Annotated in this window: 17 protein-coding genes and 1 pseudogene; 7 read left to right on the forward strand and 11 right to left on the reverse strand. The window is 68.2% G+C overall.

Features of this window, described 5'->3' with window-relative positions:
• Positions 1-115: 115 nt before the first annotated feature.
• On the forward strand, positions 116-1,384 hold the full coding sequence (locus tag EV645_RS39110; protein WP_130449879.1) for an ABC transporter ATP-binding protein: 1,269 nt from the start codon (positions 116-118) through the stop codon (positions 1,382-1,384).
• A 242-nt stretch (positions 1,385-1,626) separates the two neighbouring features.
• On the opposite strand, the gene EV645_RS39115 is transcribed toward EV645_RS39110, so the two are convergent.
• Positions 1,627-2,397, reverse strand: a complete 771-nt coding sequence (locus EV645_RS39115) for an SDR family NAD(P)-dependent oxidoreductase (protein WP_130449881.1) — start codon at positions 2,395-2,397, stop codon at positions 1,627-1,629.
• Entirely contained in the window at positions 2,384-3,247 is an 864-nt protein-coding gene (locus EV645_RS39120; RefSeq protein WP_130449883.1) for a LysR family transcriptional regulator, read from the reverse strand. Before EV645_RS39120 ends, EV645_RS39115 begins: the two co-directional genes overlap by 14 nt.
• An 82-nt stretch (positions 3,248-3,329) precedes the next feature.
• Here EV645_RS39120 and EV645_RS39125 point away from each other — a divergent pair, with 82 nt between their 5' ends.
• On the forward strand, positions 3,330-4,214 hold the full coding sequence (locus EV645_RS39125; RefSeq protein WP_130449885.1) for an MBL fold metallo-hydrolase: 885 nt from the start codon (positions 3,330-3,332) through the stop codon (positions 4,212-4,214).
• A gap of 1 nt (position 4,215) precedes the next feature.
• Here the strand turns inward: EV645_RS39125 and EV645_RS39130 are convergent, their stop codons facing one another.
• From EV645_RS39130 to EV645_RS39150, 5 genes are all read right to left on the reverse strand, one after another.
• The gene (locus tag EV645_RS39130) at positions 4,216-4,557 is read right to left on the reverse strand and encodes a hypothetical protein (RefSeq protein WP_130449887.1); all 342 of its coding nucleotides are present in this window, start codon (positions 4,555-4,557) and stop codon (positions 4,216-4,218) included.
• Positions 4,544-4,837 (reverse strand): hypothetical protein, encoded by a 294-nt coding sequence (locus EV645_RS39135; RefSeq protein WP_130449889.1) that lies wholly within the window; start codon positions 4,835-4,837, stop codon positions 4,544-4,546. The genes EV645_RS39130 and EV645_RS39135 overlap by 14 nt, the downstream gene beginning before the upstream one ends.
• Positions 4,838-4,839: 2 nt before the next feature.
• Positions 4,840-6,069 carry an NRAMP family divalent metal transporter gene (locus EV645_RS39140; RefSeq protein WP_130449891.1) on the reverse strand — a complete coding sequence of 410 codons (1,230 nt, stop codon included), beginning with the start codon at positions 6,067-6,069 and terminating at the stop codon, positions 4,840-4,842.
• On the reverse strand, positions 6,066-6,485 hold the full coding sequence (locus tag EV645_RS39145; RefSeq protein ID WP_130449893.1) for a hypothetical protein: 420 nt from the start codon (positions 6,483-6,485) through the stop codon (positions 6,066-6,068). Before EV645_RS39145 ends, EV645_RS39140 begins: the two co-directional genes overlap by 4 nt.
• 72 nt (positions 6,486-6,557) lie before the next feature.
• The gene (locus tag EV645_RS39150; protein ID WP_130449895.1) at positions 6,558-7,991 is read right to left on the reverse strand and encodes a SpoIIE family protein phosphatase; all 1,434 of its coding nucleotides are present in this window, start codon (positions 7,989-7,991) and stop codon (positions 6,558-6,560) included.
• 211 nt (positions 7,992-8,202) lie between these two features.
• Here EV645_RS39150 and EV645_RS39155 point away from each other — a divergent pair, with 211 nt between their 5' ends.
• The 3 genes from EV645_RS39155 (at position 8,203) to EV645_RS39165 (ending at position 11,567) form a co-directional block, all read left to right on the forward strand.
• Entirely contained in the window at positions 8,203-8,838 is a 636-nt protein-coding gene (locus tag EV645_RS39155) for an ANTAR domain-containing protein (protein WP_130450272.1), read from the forward strand.
• A gap of 25 nt (positions 8,839-8,863) precedes the next feature.
• Positions 8,864-9,226, forward strand: a complete 363-nt coding sequence (locus tag EV645_RS39160) for a MerR family transcriptional regulator (RefSeq protein ID WP_130449897.1) — start codon at positions 8,864-8,866, stop codon at positions 9,224-9,226.
• A gap of 286 nt (positions 9,227-9,512) precedes the next feature.
• Positions 9,513-11,567: a DUF222 domain-containing protein gene (locus EV645_RS39165; protein ID WP_130449899.1), complete on the forward strand. Its 2,055-nt coding sequence runs from the start codon at positions 9,513-9,515 to the stop codon at positions 11,565-11,567.
• 7 nt (positions 11,568-11,574) lie between these two features.
• Here EV645_RS39165 and EV645_RS39170 read toward each other — a convergent pair.
• Positions 11,575-12,408 (reverse strand): annotated as a pseudogene (locus EV645_RS39170) (helix-turn-helix domain-containing protein).
• Positions 12,409-12,540: 132 nt separating this feature from the next.
• On the opposite strand from EV645_RS39170, the gene EV645_RS39175 reads away from it, so the two are divergent.
• A complete protein-coding gene (locus EV645_RS39175) occupies positions 12,541-13,482 on the forward strand; it encodes an aldo/keto reductase (RefSeq protein ID WP_130449901.1) in 942 nt (313 codons plus the stop codon).
• Here EV645_RS39175 and EV645_RS39180 read toward each other — a convergent pair.
• Entirely contained in the window at positions 13,479-13,913 is a 435-nt protein-coding gene (locus EV645_RS39180) for a MarR family winged helix-turn-helix transcriptional regulator (protein WP_130449903.1), read from the reverse strand. The genes EV645_RS39175 and EV645_RS39180 overlap by 4 nt on opposite strands.
• A 46-nt stretch (positions 13,914-13,959) precedes the next feature.
• Here EV645_RS39180 and EV645_RS39185 point away from each other — a divergent pair, with 46 nt between their 5' ends.
• A complete protein-coding gene (locus EV645_RS39185) occupies positions 13,960-15,363 on the forward strand; it encodes an MFS transporter (RefSeq protein WP_130449905.1) in 1,404 nt (467 codons plus the stop codon).
• Here EV645_RS39185 and EV645_RS39190 read toward each other — a convergent pair.
• Together EV645_RS39190 and EV645_RS39195 are read right to left on the reverse strand one after the other, a co-directional pair.
• On the reverse strand, positions 15,326-16,168 hold the full coding sequence (locus tag EV645_RS39190) for an alpha/beta fold hydrolase (protein WP_130449907.1): 843 nt from the start codon (positions 16,166-16,168) through the stop codon (positions 15,326-15,328). The genes EV645_RS39185 and EV645_RS39190 overlap by 38 nt on opposite strands.
• Positions 16,165-16,749, reverse strand: a complete 585-nt coding sequence (locus EV645_RS39195) for a patatin-like phospholipase family protein (RefSeq protein ID WP_198682150.1) — start codon at positions 16,747-16,749, stop codon at positions 16,165-16,167. The genes EV645_RS39190 and EV645_RS39195 overlap by 4 nt, the downstream gene beginning before the upstream one ends.
• Positions 16,750-16,808: the final 59 nt, after the last annotated feature.

A 16,808-nucleotide genomic window follows, 5' to 3' on the forward strand; every position in this document is an offset into this window, starting at 1 on the left:
TCACAACCGCTTGCCTGAGGCAACAGTCAGGTGCTCAATCTTGCCGTCTGCACGTACCTGCAAAGCGGGGTTCGGTGCTTGCCGGTGAACCTGGTCTTCCCGTATAAGAAACGGGATGACAGCGATCCGGCTCGACGGGGTGTCCAAGGTGTTCGAGGGTGAACACCTGGCCGTGGACGAGCTGTCCCTCGACATCGCCGACGGCGAGTTCATGGTGCTGCTCGGGCCGTCGGGGTGCGGGAAGACGACGCTGCTGCGGATGATCGCCGGGCTCGAGCGGGTGACGGCCGGCGAGGTCTGGTTCGGCCGGACCAACGGAACCCGCTTGCCGCCGAAGGATCGCCAGGTGGCGATGGTCTTCCAGACCGGCGCGCTCTACCCCAACCGGACGGTCCGCGAGAACATCATGTTCCCGCTCCAGATCGCCGGCCATGGCGACGACGACGCGAGCTCGACCGCCGCCGGCCTGGCGCAGATCCTCAGCATCGGGTCGGTGCTCGACCGGATGCCGCGGACGCTCTCCGGCGGGCAGCGTCAGCGCGTCGCGATCGGACGCGCGCTCGTACGCCGGCCGAACGTGTTCCTGCTGGACGAGCCGCTGTCGAACCTCGACACCACGATGCGGACCGAGCTGCGCCAGGAGATCGGCGCGATGACGCGGGACCTGAACGTCACCACGCTGTATGTGACCCACGACCAGGTCGAGGCGCTCACGCTGGCCGACCGGATCGCGGTCATGCGCGACGGCCGGATCGAGGACGTCGGCACCCCGGCGCAGGTCTACAACGACCCCGCGACCGCATTCGTCGCCGGCTTCCTCGGCGCCCCGAGGATCAACCTGCTGTCCGCGACCGTCCGCGTCACCGCACACCATCGGGTCGCGCTCGACTTCGGCACCCAGTCCATCGCCCTGCCCCCGCCCGACCGCCGCTCGCTGATCCTGCGCCACCACGACGGCGCCCAGGTCATCGTCGGCGCCCGCTCGAACGCCTTCCGCATCATCACGAACGAGGACGTCGCGAACCAGCTCTCCGGGACGTTGCGCGCGTTCGAGTTCCACGGGCAGCAATCCATCGCGTTCGTCGAGTGCGGGATCGAGGCAGTCAACCCCGACCAGGTCGGCCAGGCGAGACCGATGCACGCCGTCCCCCATCGGGACGCGCCCGCGTCGGCGCTGACCCGGGTCCTGTCCCGAATCCGGTCTGCCCGCACAGCCGCCCCGGCAGAACTCGCCCCTCCCACTCACCGCCGCGCCGACCTGGTCATCGAACTCCCCGCCGACGCCGACCTGAAACGCGGCTCGCGCATCCACCTGGCCCTCGACACCACCCGAATCCATGTCTTCGACCAAACCGGCCGCCGCGTAGACCGCATCACCCGCTAGCTTCACCCTCCTCAGGCCGAGCTCACGCCGCCGGCGCGGTATGGCGACGCGCCCGCCGTACGCGAAGACCACCGCAGTACGGGGTGCTGCGGTGATGACGGCCCGGGACACACGAGGGGTTAACCCCTTGAGTTGTCGGTTCTCCCGCTTCACACGAGGGGAGAACCGACAACGCCGGGGGTTGACCCCTCAGATGGCCGTGGTCTCGGCCGGCGCCAGCGTCCCTGCCTGTTGGACAGCGGCTAGTGGAGGGTGTAGCCGCCGTCGATGACCACGACTGAGCCGGTCATGAAGCTGGAGGCGTCCGAGGCGAGGAAGACGACCGTCGGCGCGATCTCCTCGGGTGCGGCGTAGCGCTGCATCGGGGCGTCGTCGATCCAGCGGGCCTTGAACTGGGGCTCGTCGACCGGCGCCATTTCGGTCTTCACGTAACCGGGCGCGACGGCGTTCACGCGGATGTTCAACGGCGCCCACTCGGCGGCGAGTGACTTGGTCAGTTGATGGACCGCGGCCTTCGACGCGTTGTACGCCGGTTGCCACTGCGGGCGGTTCACGATCTGCGCGGAGATCGAGCCGATGTTGACGATCGTGCCGCCGCCGACGGTGGTGAAGTGGCGCGCGGCCGTCTGGCTGAGCTTCCACAGGCCGTCGACGTTCGTCGAGAACACCTCGTCCCATTCCTCGTCCGGGATGTCGAGCGACGGCCGATGCACGCAGGCGCCGGCGTTGTTCACCAGGATGTCCAAGCGACCGGTCGCCTCCAGCGCAGCCTCGACCGCGGCCTGACCGGACGCGCGGTCGTTCACCTCGAGACCGACGCCGATCACCGTCCGCCCGGTCGCCTCGGCCAGCCGCGCGGCCGCCTCCTTGGACGCCGCGGCATCGCGCGCCCCGATCACCACATCGGCGCCGGCCTCGGCCAATCCGGTGGCGAACGCGAGCCCGAGGCCGCGATAACCGCCAGTCACCAACGCCGTCCGCCCGGCCAACGAGAACTTGTCAAGAACGCTCATCGGGCCATTCTCCCTGGTACGCGGTGGACGCAAGCTGAACAAAAGACTTCACGAGCGGATTGGTCTCCCCCTTCTTCCAGCACGTCACGACCCGGCTCGGCGGCAGATCCAGAATCGGTACGACGGTGAGCTCGCCAGGCGGGTTGTGCCCTAGCGGACTCAACCCAACCGTGCCGTTCCACAGCACAGCCTGCAGACATTCCTGCACCGACCGCACGACCGGCCCCTTCCGATGCTGACCACCGTTCCAGTACGACTGCCAGATCGGATCGGTGTCCGCCGGGAACTGGAACCACCGTCGATCCGCCAGATCCGCAAGTTTCAACTCATCGCGTTGAGCCAACGGATCATCGGCCCGCAGTACGGCGCCGACCGGATCGGCCCGCAGCTCGTGCACGGTCAATCCCGTCTCGTCGAACGGCGCGCGGGTCAGCGCCACGTCGACGAGCCCGGCCCGAAGACCGCACGTCGGATCGGTCAGATCAGCCTCGCGAATACGGACCTCGAGACCGGGATGCTGCTGCCGGGACGCCGCCGCCAACCGCGTCGCGCCCGGATCGGTGCTGTCCCCCAGCATGCCGATCGTGAAGCTGACCGCGCCGCGTACCCGCGCCTTTAGCTGATCGGCCTGCTCCAGCAGGGTCCTTGCCTCCTCCAGCAGTACGACGCCTGCCGGCGTGAGCGCGACCCCCGCCGCGGAGCGGTCGAACAGCGTGGCGCCGAGCTCTCGCTCCAACTGCTTGATCGCCCGGCTCAGTGGCGGCTGACTCATCTGCAGCCGCACCGCTGCCCGGCCGAAGTGGAGTTCCTCGGCAACGGCGACGAAGTACCGCAGGGTGCGCAGCTCCATGACCAGCGACGATACCCGCACGGTATCGCCGCAAGCGGATCGGTCTTGGACAGCGCCACGGCGCAGGCGGTGGGATCGGAACATGACCGATGTACTGCTGCCCGACCCCGCCGTCAGCGTTGCCGACGCCCTGGAACTCGCGCCCGACCTGCTCGTGATCCCGAACAAGCAGGTCGACCTCGTGCCGAACATCGGCATCATCGGCGGCACCGATGCCGTCCTGGTCGTCGACACGGGCATCGGCATCGCCAACGCCTCGGAGGTGTTGGCCTTGGCGACCGAGGTGGCGCGCGGCCGGCGGCTGTACCTCACCACGACCCACTTCCACCCCGAGCACGCGTTCGGCGCACAGGTCTTCGCGGGGCATGCGACGTACCTGGTCAACCGCGCACAGGCGGACGACCTGGAGGCCAAGGGCACCGGCTACCTGGAGATGTTCCGCGGCTTCGGCGGCTCGATCGCCGAGCGGCTCGAGAACGTCGAGATCCCCACGCCTGACGAGGTGTACGGCGACGTGCACGACCTCGATCTCGGCGGACGGATCGTCGAGCTGCGCGCCACCGGTCGCGGGCACACCAAGGGCGATCAGGTCATCCAGGTGCCGGACGCCGGCGTGCTGTTCACCGGCGATCTTGCCGAGACGGGACAGTTCGCGATCTTCCCGTGGTTCCCGCCGTACGACGTGGATGTCTCCGGCGTCGGCTGGTTGTCCGTGATGGATCGGCTGACCGCCACCGCGCCGAAGATCGTCGTACCGGGTCATGGCGAGCTCGGCGGCCCGGAGATCCTCACCACCGTCGCCGACTACCTCCGCGAACTCCGCGACGAGACCTGGCGCCGACGGGACTCCGCGATGAACGAGTCCGACCTCCGCACCGAGGTCAAGGCCGTCCTCATCGAGCGTCACCCCGAATGGTCCGGCCAGGACTGGATCGAGCACGGCATCAACTGCCTCTGCACCGAGTAGCTCAATACCGCGCCATGTCCTCGAGCGGACGGAGGTCGTTGCCGCGGCTCGTTGTGGTGACGGTGCCGGCGGTGATTTCGTCGACCTCGTGCCAGGGCAGGTACCAGACGCCGCCCAGTCGCGCGTGGACCAGGCGCCTCAGCAACTCTGGTCCGACATGGCGCTCGTAGCCGAACAGCCGGGTGGACCGGTTCTCGACCACGATCAGGCCGTCGACCCGCAACGCCCGCTGCATCGACACCAGCAGCGGCCCGTCCTGCACCAGGCGCACATCCGCGACGCCGCCCAGCTCGTTGCCGTCAGCATCGATCACCCGGTGGCCGAGCAGCTCATTCAGTCGCATCGCCGGCTCCGGGGATCTTGTCGATGATGTGGTGCTCGATCCAGTTGTCGTAGTAATCCAGGTCGAGGCCGTCAGTCGAGATCGTCACCGCCGATTCGACCTCGGCGATCCGCCCCGCCGGGATCTCCACCCGGCCGGAGATCAACGCCGCCACCACCGGCGGGTCGGCGTCGAGGTCGAGCTCGACGTCGTCGACCTTGCCGACCAGATGACCGTCGGCCCGGTCGATCAGCTGCCGGTCGAGCAGATGCAACTGCGCGTGAAGGACTCGTCCCGACATGATCAAGCTCCTGCCTTGGTGATGATCATCAGCGGTATCGCGGCCACCGACGCAATCGTCAGCAGCGCCAGATAGAACAGCCCGACGGCGTTACGAACAGGACCGTTCGTCTCCCGCCCGACGTAGTCGGGATCGTTCGCGACGATCAGGATCGGCAGGTACGTCAACGGCAACGCCATCGCGGCGAACACCACGGAGTACTCCGTCACCTTCACCGGGTCGACCGCCGTCAACAGGGTCAGCACCGCCAGCACCAGGCACACGATGATGACCACGTGGAACCGCGACGCCTCCCGCGGCCGGACGAACTTCCCCCACTGCCAGCCGCGGTACTGCGCGATCGTGTACCCGCACGACAGCGCGGTCTCGAGCGCCGCGCCGAACGTCGCCGCGAACATCCCGATCAGCACGACCGCCAACCCGATCTTGCCGAAGGCAACGACCACCGGCAGCGCCACCTGCCCCAGCGTGCCGACCTGGATCCCGGCCGGCAGGAACAGCACGGCCGCGCACCCCATGATCGACAGCGACAGCAGTCCACCGAGCGGGAACCCGATGAACACGTTGGTCCGCTCGGTCCCCAGGTCGCGGCGCGTCCACTTCTCCTCAACCCCTCCGGAGGAGAAGAAGAACACCTCGTACGGCGTCATCGCGGCGCCGAACAACGCGATCCCGTAGTACGCGTACGTCGCCCAGCCCTCGTGCCCGATCGGATGCAGCTGTGTTGCCTGGTGCAACAACTGCCCCCAGTCCGGACCGAGCTTGAACAGCGCGACCGCGAACACGATCAGCAGCAACCCGAGCAACCCGAAGGCCTGCTCCAGCCGGGAGAACTTGACCCGCCAGATCACCAGCCATACCGCGAGCGCCGCCAGCGGCATCCACAACAGATAGCTGACCCCGCTCGCCAGCTCGAACGCGAGCGCCACACCGCCGATCTCGGCGATCAACGTCAGCAGCGTCACCAGGAACGACGCCACCAACGCGAGCAACCCCGTCCGCGGTCCGAGCCGCTCGCGGATCAGGTCGAACACCGGCCGTCCGGACATCGCCACGACCCGGCCGGACATCTCGGCGTACAAGCAGATCCCGATCACGCCGACCAGGACGATCCAGGCCAGGTGCATCCCGAATCGCGCGCCCACCAGTGCGTTGGTGACCAGGTCGCCGATGTCGACGAACCCGCCGATCGCGGTCAGGATCCCGAGCGTGACACCGAGCAGCTTCTTCATTTCGCCAGCTCCCCGACCTGATCGAGGTCCTCGCCGGACAGTTGAAGTGCTGCGAGTTGCCGTTCGGCCGCGGCCAGGTCGCTGTTCCCGAGCGCGATGCGGACCGCCGTCACCGCGGCCACCGCGTCGTCGAGCGTCGAGTTGACCTGTTCGTACAACCTCGCCGACTGCTCGGTCGACGGCTGCTGGGTCGAGAACGAGTCGGCCGTCGTCCCGAGACTCTTCTCAGCGTCATCGACCATCCGGCGGGCCGGCTGAATCCAAAGCCGGTGCGCCTGCAGCTGCTCGACGACCAGGCGGGTCGTGTTCACGTCCGAGGCCGCGGTACGCGCTGTCTGTGCAGCGTTGTCCCGGAGCTTCTGGTCGGGATCACCACATCCGGCCAGAAGTACGGCCGCCAGCACTCCGACTGCCATCCACCGCAGCACGCGTCACCATCCGAGGCCCGATAGTCGTACGACGCACCTGTACCCGGCGTCACACCTGGTTCAGGCCGTGCGATGCGGGAGCTGCGTCAGAGCGAGCACGTGGTCGGCTGGAGTTCCCCGCAGCGCGACCAGTTCGAGCTTCCGATCGCTGCGGCGTAGTGCGGCGGCGAGCACCCGGATGCCCGCACTGGCGAGGTGCGTCACCCGCGACAGGTCGACGGTGAGCGGTCGGGTTGCGTGGCGCGCCACGTCGCGCAGGATGCGGTCGAACCTGCGCGCGGTGGCGATGTCGATCGGGCCGCCGACCAGGAGCCTCCCGCCGGTGACCGCCGCGGAGAAGTCGGCCCGCTCGGTTGCGGGCTGTGCCTCCCCCACGAGCATGCTCGGCGCCTTGGTCAGCGCCGTACGCACGGTCGCCGTCGTACCGGCCGGGGTTCGTTCGACGGTCAGGTCGTCAACCGTCGCACCCGCCAACGCGAGCCCGTGCCCGCGGTCGGCAGCCGGCTCCGAGTCCTTCCACCGGCCGCGATCCTGCACCGAGATCTCCAGGTCCCCGCTCGGCGTCAGGTCGGCCGTCAGTGCGAGTTGACCGGGTGCGCAGTCGTAGTACGCGTGCTCGACCACGTTCGCCATCAGCTCGATGACGGAGCTCTCCACTCCGATCACCAGGACCGGCTCCGGCTCCAGACCGCGCAGCCAAGCAGAGAACTCGTCACGGAACCGCGCCGCCGTCGCCGGGACAGCCGGGCCGCTCCGCGTCAACGCCACCACCGGAGTACGCCGGTGAGCGGCGAGCACCGTGACGTCGTCGGAATGGCCGGCGACCAACTCCAGCACCTGCTCGGTGACGCGCTCAGCGGAGTACTGCGATCCGGCGACGGCGGCCGCAGCGGCTGCGCTCAGCAGCTCGGCGGTCGCCTGGTCCGGGGTGCTCTGCGGGCGTTCGATGATCCCGTCCGTGTACAGCAACAGCACGTCGTCCAGCTCGAGGTGGTCATGACCGAGTTGGTAGCCGCCGGGCGCACCGAGCGGGGTGCCGCCGGACGGTTCGACGTACCGGGCCTTGCCGTCCGTCGACGCGATCAGCGGCGGCGGGTGACCGGCGGTGCAGTAGGTCAGGTCCCCGGTGACAGGATCGAGTACGGCGGCACACACCGTGGCGGCCTCTGCGCCGGGCACCCGGCTCGCGAACTTCTCCAGCCGGCTGATCGCGGCCGCCGGATCCGCGCCGACCAGCAGCGCCATCGACAGCGCGGCAGACAGCCGATCCGTCACCCAGGATGCGCGGGCTCCATGCCCGACGACGTCGCCGACCATCAACGCGACCCGGTCGTCGTCGAGAACCAGGGTGTCGAACCAGTCGCCACCCGTGGTCGCGCCGGCCTCTGCCAGTAGGTAGCGAGCGGACAGCTCGACTCCGGGCAACACCGGCAATCGAGTCGGGGGCGGCGCGTCCCTCAACCTGCTCGCGGTCCGCCGAGCCTGCTCATCCATCCCCGACCTCCTCCGAGAACCACCTCGGGCTGAGACCTCCCTGTGCCCAATCCGGGCCGGTCAACGCACCCGCGGCGCAATTGACGTCCCGCGTCGCCCTGTTCGCGGTGAGGCTGAGGTGCATCATGGAAAGGTGGATGAGATCGAGCCTCAGCCCTCCCTGCGCGACCCGGATCAAGTCGCCGCGACCTTCGCCCGGCTTGCCTTGGACATGCACGACGCGGGCGGTGTGGAGGAGACGGTCGAGGCGGTGGTGGAGTTCGCTCTGCAGGCCGTCGACTGTCAGTACGCCGGAGTCGCGCTCTACGCCAAGGGCGGACACCCGGAGGTTCCGGCGGTCACCGATCCGACTGTGGCCGAGATCTATCGCTTCCAGATGGACGGCGAAGCCGGGCCGCTGGTCGAATGCATGCGCAGCCAGACGACTGTCCTGGTGCCCGACACCACGTCCGAGCTGCGCTGGCCGGAGTGGGCCAAGAAGGTCCTCGAGCTGGGAGTGCGGAGCGTTCTCGACGTACCGCTGCGGACCGCCGCCGGCACCGTCGGCGTACTGGGCCTCTACAGCGTCGAGCCGGATGCCTTCGGACCGGACGCGGAGGCGATCGCCCACATCCTGGCCCGGCACGCGTCCGTCGCCGTCGCGACCGCCCGCCGCGAGCAGAACCTCAACCTCGCAGTCGACGCCCGCAAGCTGGTCGGCCAGGCGATGGGCATCCTGATGGAGCGCTACGGCCTCGACGGCGACCGGGCCTTCCTGGTCCTCAAGCGCTACTCCCAGCAGACCAACACCAAACTCCACGACGTCGCCCGCCAACTCATCGACACCCGAAGTCTCCCTCGATCCTGACCGCGGGCGCGTCTAGGCTCGGGGGATGACTACATACGGTCCGGCAGAGGCAGCTGAGCGGTCCGGGTTCAGCATCGACACGTTGCGCTACTACGAACGTGAGGGCATCCTGCCGCCGGTGGCGCGCAACTCAGGCGGCCGCCGGCAGTACTCCGACGACGACCTCGCCATGCTCGACTTCCTCCGCTGCCTACGCGACACCGGCATGCCGATCGAGCGCCTGCGCCGGTACGGCGAACTCGCGCGCTCCGACCAAACCATGCCCGAACGCCTAGCCCTGATCGAGGAACACACCAACGTCGTCGAGAGCCGAATCGCCGAACTGGAGTCCCAACGCACCCGCCTCAAAGAAAAAGCAGCCTGGTACCGCGAACAACTCGACAAATAGCCCCGCAGACCAAGAAAACAAGAGATTTAGAGTACTGGCCAGCCTCGGTGACCGCCCGCGGCTCCACGTACCTGCCTCCCCTCGGCTTGTACCGGCAGACAGAGCAAGAACGATCCAACCAGCACAGCCATCACGATTGCTTTGAGAAGGGCGATGAAGGCGGTCCGGGGTTCGACCGGAGGACCCAACTGCGGCGGTGGGATAAGCACGCATTCGCCTTGTAAATAAGGGCTCTTGGCGGCTGGGCGATTTGGCAGGCGAGCGTCTATCAGATAGAATCGAACGCATGTTCGAGAACGATCTGGATGAGCTCTCGACGGCCGACCTGCTCGAGTCGGCCGCCGAGCACCGCGCGATGGCCAACCGGGCCGACGCGCGGCTGCTGCAGCACGCCCAGATCTACGCCGACCGGTTCCACCCGTCGGTCTGCGGCATCCGGCCCGGCCGCCGGTCCGCCGACGGGAGGGAACGCGCCGTGGTGCTGGGCGGTGACGGCTGCCCGGAGATCGCGGAGTTCGCCATCGCCGAGTTCGGTGTGATGCTCGGGATCTCGCCGATGGTGGCACGCCAGTTCCTCGGCGAGGCACTGGCCTTGCGGCACCGGTTCCCGTTCACCTGGGCCCGCGTCCAAGCCGGCGACGCCACCCCCTGGAAAGCCCGCCAACTCGCCACGCTCTGCCTGAAACTGTCCGAGGAAGCCGCCCGGTACGTCGACAAGCGCGTCGCACCGCTGATCGACTCCATCACCCCGTACCGCCTCGACAAGATCATCCGCGCCGCCAAATTCCACGCCGACCCCGACCTGGCCCGCGACGAAGCCGCCGAGGCCGCGCGTGAGCGGGGCGTGTTCGTCGGCCGCAGCGATGAGCACGGCAACAAGACCATCTACGTGAAGGCCCCGGCCGGCGCGGTGATCCGCCACGACGCGACCATCGCCGCGATCGCCGAAGCCCTCAAAACCATCGGCGACACCCGCCAAGTGCAACACCGCCGCGCCGACGCGATCGGCATCATCGCCGACCCCCGCTTCACCCAAGAACTCCTCACCCAAGCCCACAACCACCCCACCCCAACCACCACCTCCACAGGCACCTCCACGGGCACCGCCGCCTCAACCGCCGCCACCTCCACCCCTGGCCGGCACTCCGCGAAGGCGAGCTCCGCAGCAGCCTCCGGCTCGCGATCCGCAGCAGCGGACCCGCAAGCGCCCGGCGGTACGCGATCTGCCGTAGCAGACCCGCGGGCCGGCCTCGGCACGCGATCGGCCGCAGACCGCGACGCCTTCGGCCCCCGCGACCACACGAGCGACGCACCCTGTACGTCGGCGGACCCGGCTCACGCTGGCACAGCGGCGTTCCCGGCAAGCCCGCCGTACAGCGGCCCGCGCAACCGCACGAGCGACACACCGCGTACATCGACAGACCCGGCCCGCGGAGGTACTCCGGCGCCCCCGGCAGGCCCACCGTACGACCGCGCACGCGACCACTCGAGCGACACACTATGTACGTCCGCAGACCCTCGCAGTGGCACCGCGGCGCTGCCGGCAAGGCCGCCGTACGACGGAGTGCATGCCGGTGACGCCAACCTGGCTGCTCCGGTCGAAATGCGGGATCCCCCGTTAGCCGATGGCGCGGGGCCGTACGATCCCGATCCACCGAGCGACCCGTTCGACAGTCGGCCGATCGAGTACATTCCTGGTCCGCGCAGCGAGCCCGACGACGGCGTGCCGATGGACACCGCCGCCCAGCGGGCGCTGGACGCGCGGCTCGCGCAGATCAAGCACGACGCCTACGCCAACCCCGCGAGCCCCGCGAGTCGCGACGGTGGACAGGTGCGTCCTGGGCAGACCGAGGTCTTCGTGCATCTCACCGACCTGACGCTGGCTACCGGCAACGGGGTATTGCGTGCCGAGGGGATCGGTCCGCTGCTGGCCGACCAACTCACCGAGCTCGTCGGCCACGCGCCGTACACCGTCAAGCCCGTGATCGATCTCAACGACGCCGTCAGCGCCGACGCCTACGAGATCCCTGCCCGGATCCGCGAACGGGTCCGACTCACGCACCCCGTCGAGCTGTTCCCGTACGGCACCCGCGAGACCCATCGCACGATCGACCTCGATCACATCCAGCCCTACGATCCGTACGGCCCGGCCGGTCAGACCAGTACCCGCAACCTCGCCCCGCTCAGCCGGTTCGGCCATCGGGTGAAGACCCACGCCCGCGGCTGGAACGTCCGCCGCATCGACCACAAGACCCTCGAATGGACCACACCCCACGGCTTCATCTTCGAGATCGGCCCCACCGGGACACACCGCCTGCCTAACCCCGCACCCGACAGCTGATGCGGAGCTAGATGTACTGCCCAGGGAGGTTGGTTAGGCGGGTGATGGGTGGGAGTTTGCCGGCGGCGGTCTGGGTTGGTGGTGGTTGTAGTGGTGGAGCCCGGCGGGGAGGGCGTCGCGGCGGGCTTGTTCGGTGGGGTAGAGCTGTTTGAAGGCCCAGCCGTTGTCGGACAAGACTCGCTGGATGGTGATGCCGCGGTCGGTGAACCAGGCGACCGCGTTGCGCAGTACCGCGGCTGCGATGGCGGCGGTTTCGTCGTTGCGGATCTCGGCGTAGGCGACGCGGGAGTGGTCGTCGAGCACGGTGTGGACGAACGCGGTTCCCATTTTCTTGTTGGAGTGGCGGCCCGGTTCTTCAGGCCTTGCGCACGGCCGAGGTAACGCCAGCCGCCACCGTCGGGGATGTTGCCGGTTTCTTCACGTCGACGTGCAGCATGTCGCCCGGGTGGGGTGCTCATAGCGGCGGATCGGTTCACCGGTGTGCCGGTCGAGATGGGTCAAGCGGTTCAGACGGCATCGGGTCAGTACGGCGTGCACGGTCGAGGCGGGTACGCCGGTCTGGTCGGCGAGCTGCACCGGGCCGAGCCGGTGCCAGCGGCGCAGGCTGCCGATCCGGCGTACGACGTGTGGCGGTGTCTGGTTCGGCTGGTGATGTGGACGAGATGACCGGTCCCACATACCGGCCTCACCGAACTCGCGGTAGCGCACAACCCACCGGTTCGCGGTCGGCCACGCCACCTGGAACAGCTCCGCGGCCCGCGCCACCGGCCAAACCGTCATCCACCACCAGACGTGCCAGCCGCAAACGGGCGCAGCCGCCGCCAGAGCTGTAGATCCTCACAAGTAGCGGCACCGTCGAACTTGCGGCCGGCGACCTGAGCCAGCCACCACTCGAAATCCTCTTTCTTTCCCTTGGGTCGGCCCTCTGGGTTGGCTTGACCTGGTGTGCGCTCCAGGTTGCATCGTCGTCGGCATGAACTCTCTGACTTCCCCGTTGGTGCTCGGCGCGATGATGTTCGGTACGGCGGTCGACGAGGACACGTCGTTCGCGCTGCTTGATCGGTTCGTCGAGCGTGGCGGTGTCTGGATCGACACTGCCGACTGCTATGCGTTCTGGGCCAGTGAAGACGGGCGCGGTGGCGCGAGCGAGCGTGTGCTCGGTCGGTGGCTGGCCGCGCGCCCCGGCGTACGCGACCGGATCCGCATCGCCACCAAGGTCGGCGCGGAACCGCTGTGGGCCGGTTCGTGGCCGGATCAGCGCGCGGGCCTGAGCCGGCGCGCGATCCACGACGCGTTCGCCGGCAGCCTCGAGCGACTCGGTATCGATCAGGTCGATCTGCTGTGGCTCCACCAGGAGGACCGCCGTACGCCGATCGAGGAAACCGTCGACGCCGTTGCCGAACTCAACCAATCCGGCCGGGTACGACGCATCGGCGCGTCGAACCACCCGGCCTGGCGCATCGAACGCGCTCGGGCACATGCCGCATCCAAAGGGCTCCTGCCGATCGACGCACTCCAGCTCAGCGCCACCTATCTCCAGGTCCGCCCTGGCACGCTGCCGGAGGCGACGGCGCACCCGTTCGGCCAGCTCAGCCCGGAACAGCTGGACCACGCGCGCGAGCACCGGATCGACGTCTGGGCCTATACGCCGCTCCTGTCCGGCGCGTACGACAACCCGGACAAGCAGATCCCCGAGGCCTACGACCACCTCGGCAGCACCCGTCGCCTAGCCGCACTCGACGATGTCGCCCAGCAGACCGGCGCAACCCGCAGCCAGGTCGTCCTCGCCTGGCTGGTTGCCCAAGGCATCCGCCCGATGCTCGGCGGCAGCAAACTCCACCAGCTCGAAGCGGCGCTCGACGGTGTCGCCCTGGCCCTCACCGAGGACCAGCTCAAGCAGCTCGACGTCCGCTAGCGATTCGCACGGAGGCTCTGGGCGAGATCGTCCAGAGCCGGGAGGGCGTCGATGATCGTCTGCGCCGAGGCCTTCGGGAGCTGGTCTAGGCAGGCGCCGAGGGCCTCGGTGCGGAGCAGCTTGACGCGTTCGTGCAACTGCCGGCCGGCGTCGGTGGCTTCGACGCGGACGGCGCGCAGGTCGTCCGGGTTCGGGTCGCGCTGGATCAGCCCGAGCTCGGTCAGCCGGCCCACAACCCGCGACAACATGGTCGGATTGAGCCCCTCGAGCTGAGCCAGTTCGGTCAGCCCGAGCGGGCCACGGAACGTGATCAGGCCGAGGACGGACGCCTGGGTCGGCGTCAGGCCCTCGTCGGTCGCCGTGGCGTTGAGTTCCCGCGCCAGCTTGGAGATCACGCCGCGAAGCTTGCTCAACGTCTCGGTGTCAGTCATGTCACCCCTTTATTGCCTGCCAGCAAGCAATGTAGTCTGTTCATCGATGGAACCGTCGAGTTCACCCTCAGTCATCACCGAGCCGTCCGCGGATGAGCCACTGGCGCACCGGCGGCTCGTCTTCGGCATCGTCGCGATCGCCCTGCTGATGGCATCGATCGATCAGACCATAGTGGCGACGGCGCTGAATGCAATCCGCAGCGACCTGAATGCCGAGTTGACCTGGAGCGGCTGGACGATCACCGTCTACGCGCTCGGCCAGATCATCGTGATGCCGCTGGCCGGGCGGCTCGGCGACCAGTTCGGCCGGAAGAAGATCTTCCTCGGCGCAGCGGCGCTGTTCACGGTCGCCTCACTGTGCTGCAGTCTCGCGGACAACATCTACTTGCTGGTGATCTTCCGCGCGTTCCAGGCGATCGGCGGCGGCGCGTTCATGCCGACCGCGACCGGCATCGTCGCCGAGCAGTTCGGCCGGGACCGGGACCGGGCGATCGGCATGTTCACGTCGATCTTCCCGATCGGCGGCATCATCGGCCCGATCATCGGCGGCATCATCGTCACGTACTGGTCCTGGCGCGAGATCTTCGTGGTGAACATCCCGATCGGCCTGCTGCTGATCGTCCTGGGCCTGAAATTCATCCCGAGCAGCCCGCCGAAGGCCGCCTCGCGGATCGACGGGACCGGAGCGGCGCTGCTGGCACTGACGATGCTGTTCGGCATGTACGGGATCAGTTCGCTCGGCAGCGCCGGTGCGGAGCCCACCGATCCGCTGTTCATCGTGTCGATGGTGATGGCGCTGGCACTCGGCTTCCTGTTCGTCCGGCACGCGAACCGGCATGCGGCGCCGTTCATACCGGTCAGCCTCTTACGCGGACGCGGCTTCGGCGCCATGAACACGATCAACTTCCTCTTCGGCGCAGCCATGCTCGGCTTCGGCGCGCTCGTCCCGCTGTACGCCGAATCGCGGTACGGCATCCAGCCGCTCCAGGCCGGCACGCTGCTCACAGCAAGAGCAGTCGGGATGATCTGCGTCGCGGGGCTAGCGGTGTTCGCGCTCCGGCGTACCGGGTATCGAGCTCCGATGGTCGGCGGGTTCGTGCTGGTCGCGGGCGGGATGACGCTGATGTCGCTCGCCCCGCACGGCCTCACGCCGTACGCCTGGCTGGCCATGGCCGCGGGCATCACCGGCATCGGCATGGGTCTGTCCATCCCCGCCTCCAACAACGCCAGCCTGCAACTCGCCCCCGACCAGATCTCCGCGATCGCCGGCCTCCGCGGCATGTTCCGTCAATCCGGCGGCATCGTCGCCGTCTCCATCACCACCACGATCCTCAACCACGCCAGCGACGCCGGCGCCAGCCAAGCTCACAGCTTCGTGGTCTTCGCCGCCATCCTGCTGCTGATGATCCCCATCACCTTCCTGGTCCCCGACCACCGCGGGACCTGGTGAAATCCAGGATCAGCCGGGTCAGCTCCTCGGACTGGTCTTCCGGGATGAAGGAGTAGGAGTCCGGGACGGTGACCAACGTCGCATCAGGCAAGGTTGTTGCCAGGCGTTCGAAGAGGTGCGGTGCGAAGATGCGGTCGTCCGCCGCTCGGACGAGGAGGACCGGCTTGTCGAACTCGGTCAGCACCTCGGCAGCCGCGAGGGTGTAGCTGCTGTCGACGCTCGCGATGAACCTCGTGGCGTCTCGGCGAATCTCGGCGCTGTCGCGGATCGGCTGCAGGTAGGAGTCGAGGATCGCGGCCGGGACACCGCGCTTGGCCAGCCAGCCGAAGGTGTTGGGCAGTCGACGTACGGCGTTGTACTGGAGCAGGCGGCTACCGATCCACATCGCACCGGGGAGGCGGGCCAGCTTGGGGAGCTTGTCGAACGGCGATGGGAAGAAGTCCTCGAACGCGTCGCACGGCGTAAGCACCACGAGGCCGATCCGCTCGGGATGGTTGGCCATCAGGATCTGGGTGAGGGCGCCGCCGGTGTCGTTGGCGACAATGGTGACGTCGGTGAGGTCGAGCTCCGTCAGGAAATCCGCCATGAGCTTCGCGACACCCGGCGGCGTGAGGTCGAAGTCAGGTGCCATCGGCAACTGGTGTGCACCGAGCGGCCAGTTCGGCGCGATGCAGCGGAAGCCGGCCTTGGCGACCTCCGGCACGACCTTGCGCCAGAGGCCCGCATCGACCAGCAGGCCGTGGACAAACACGACGGCCGGTCCGGTGCCGGTTTCCGTATAGGTCACACCGACGGCGGTCTTCACACCGACACCTCAACACTTCCGGACAACGCATCGAGAGCCGTACGACGTCCTGTCTCGACTGCCGCCTTGAGTGGATCGGGCCGCCGCTCCGTACGTCCGATGCTTACTCTTCCGACCGGCGGACGGACCTGGATAGTTGCCGGATGCGACGTCAGCAACCGCTCCTCCTCGGCCCGGATCTCGACGCGATGCAACCACGGCTCGAGGGCGCCCGGGGCATGGCGACTGAACCAGCGCGTCATCAGGATCCGTTCGCCGCGCGACGGCGGCGATTGCTTCTCGTCCAGGCGACGCGTGCGGAAGGCAACGATGTGCGAGGCGCCTTGCGCGAGCGCCGTACGCACAGGTGTGCCCTCACTCACCCCGGCGTCAACGTACGGCGTTCCGTCGATCTCCACGGGCGGACCGGCGAGCAGGGGCATCGCGGCTGAAGCACGAAGGGCCGCCTGCAGGCTTGCCCGGTCGTGGATATGCGGATGCAGGTCGACGGGCCGACCGGTCATCGCATCGGTCGGGCGATTCCCCGGCGTACTCTCCTGCTTCCGGCGATCACGTAGCAACTGGATCACAGACTCGGTCACCAGTCCTTTATACGGTCTGGACCCATCCGAGGGGTGAGCTGGGACGAAGTACCGGTGTC

The organism is Kribbella rubisoli (assembly GCF_004217145.1).
Lineage (GTDB): Bacteria > Actinomycetota > Actinomycetes > Propionibacteriales > Kribbellaceae > Kribbella > Kribbella rubisoli.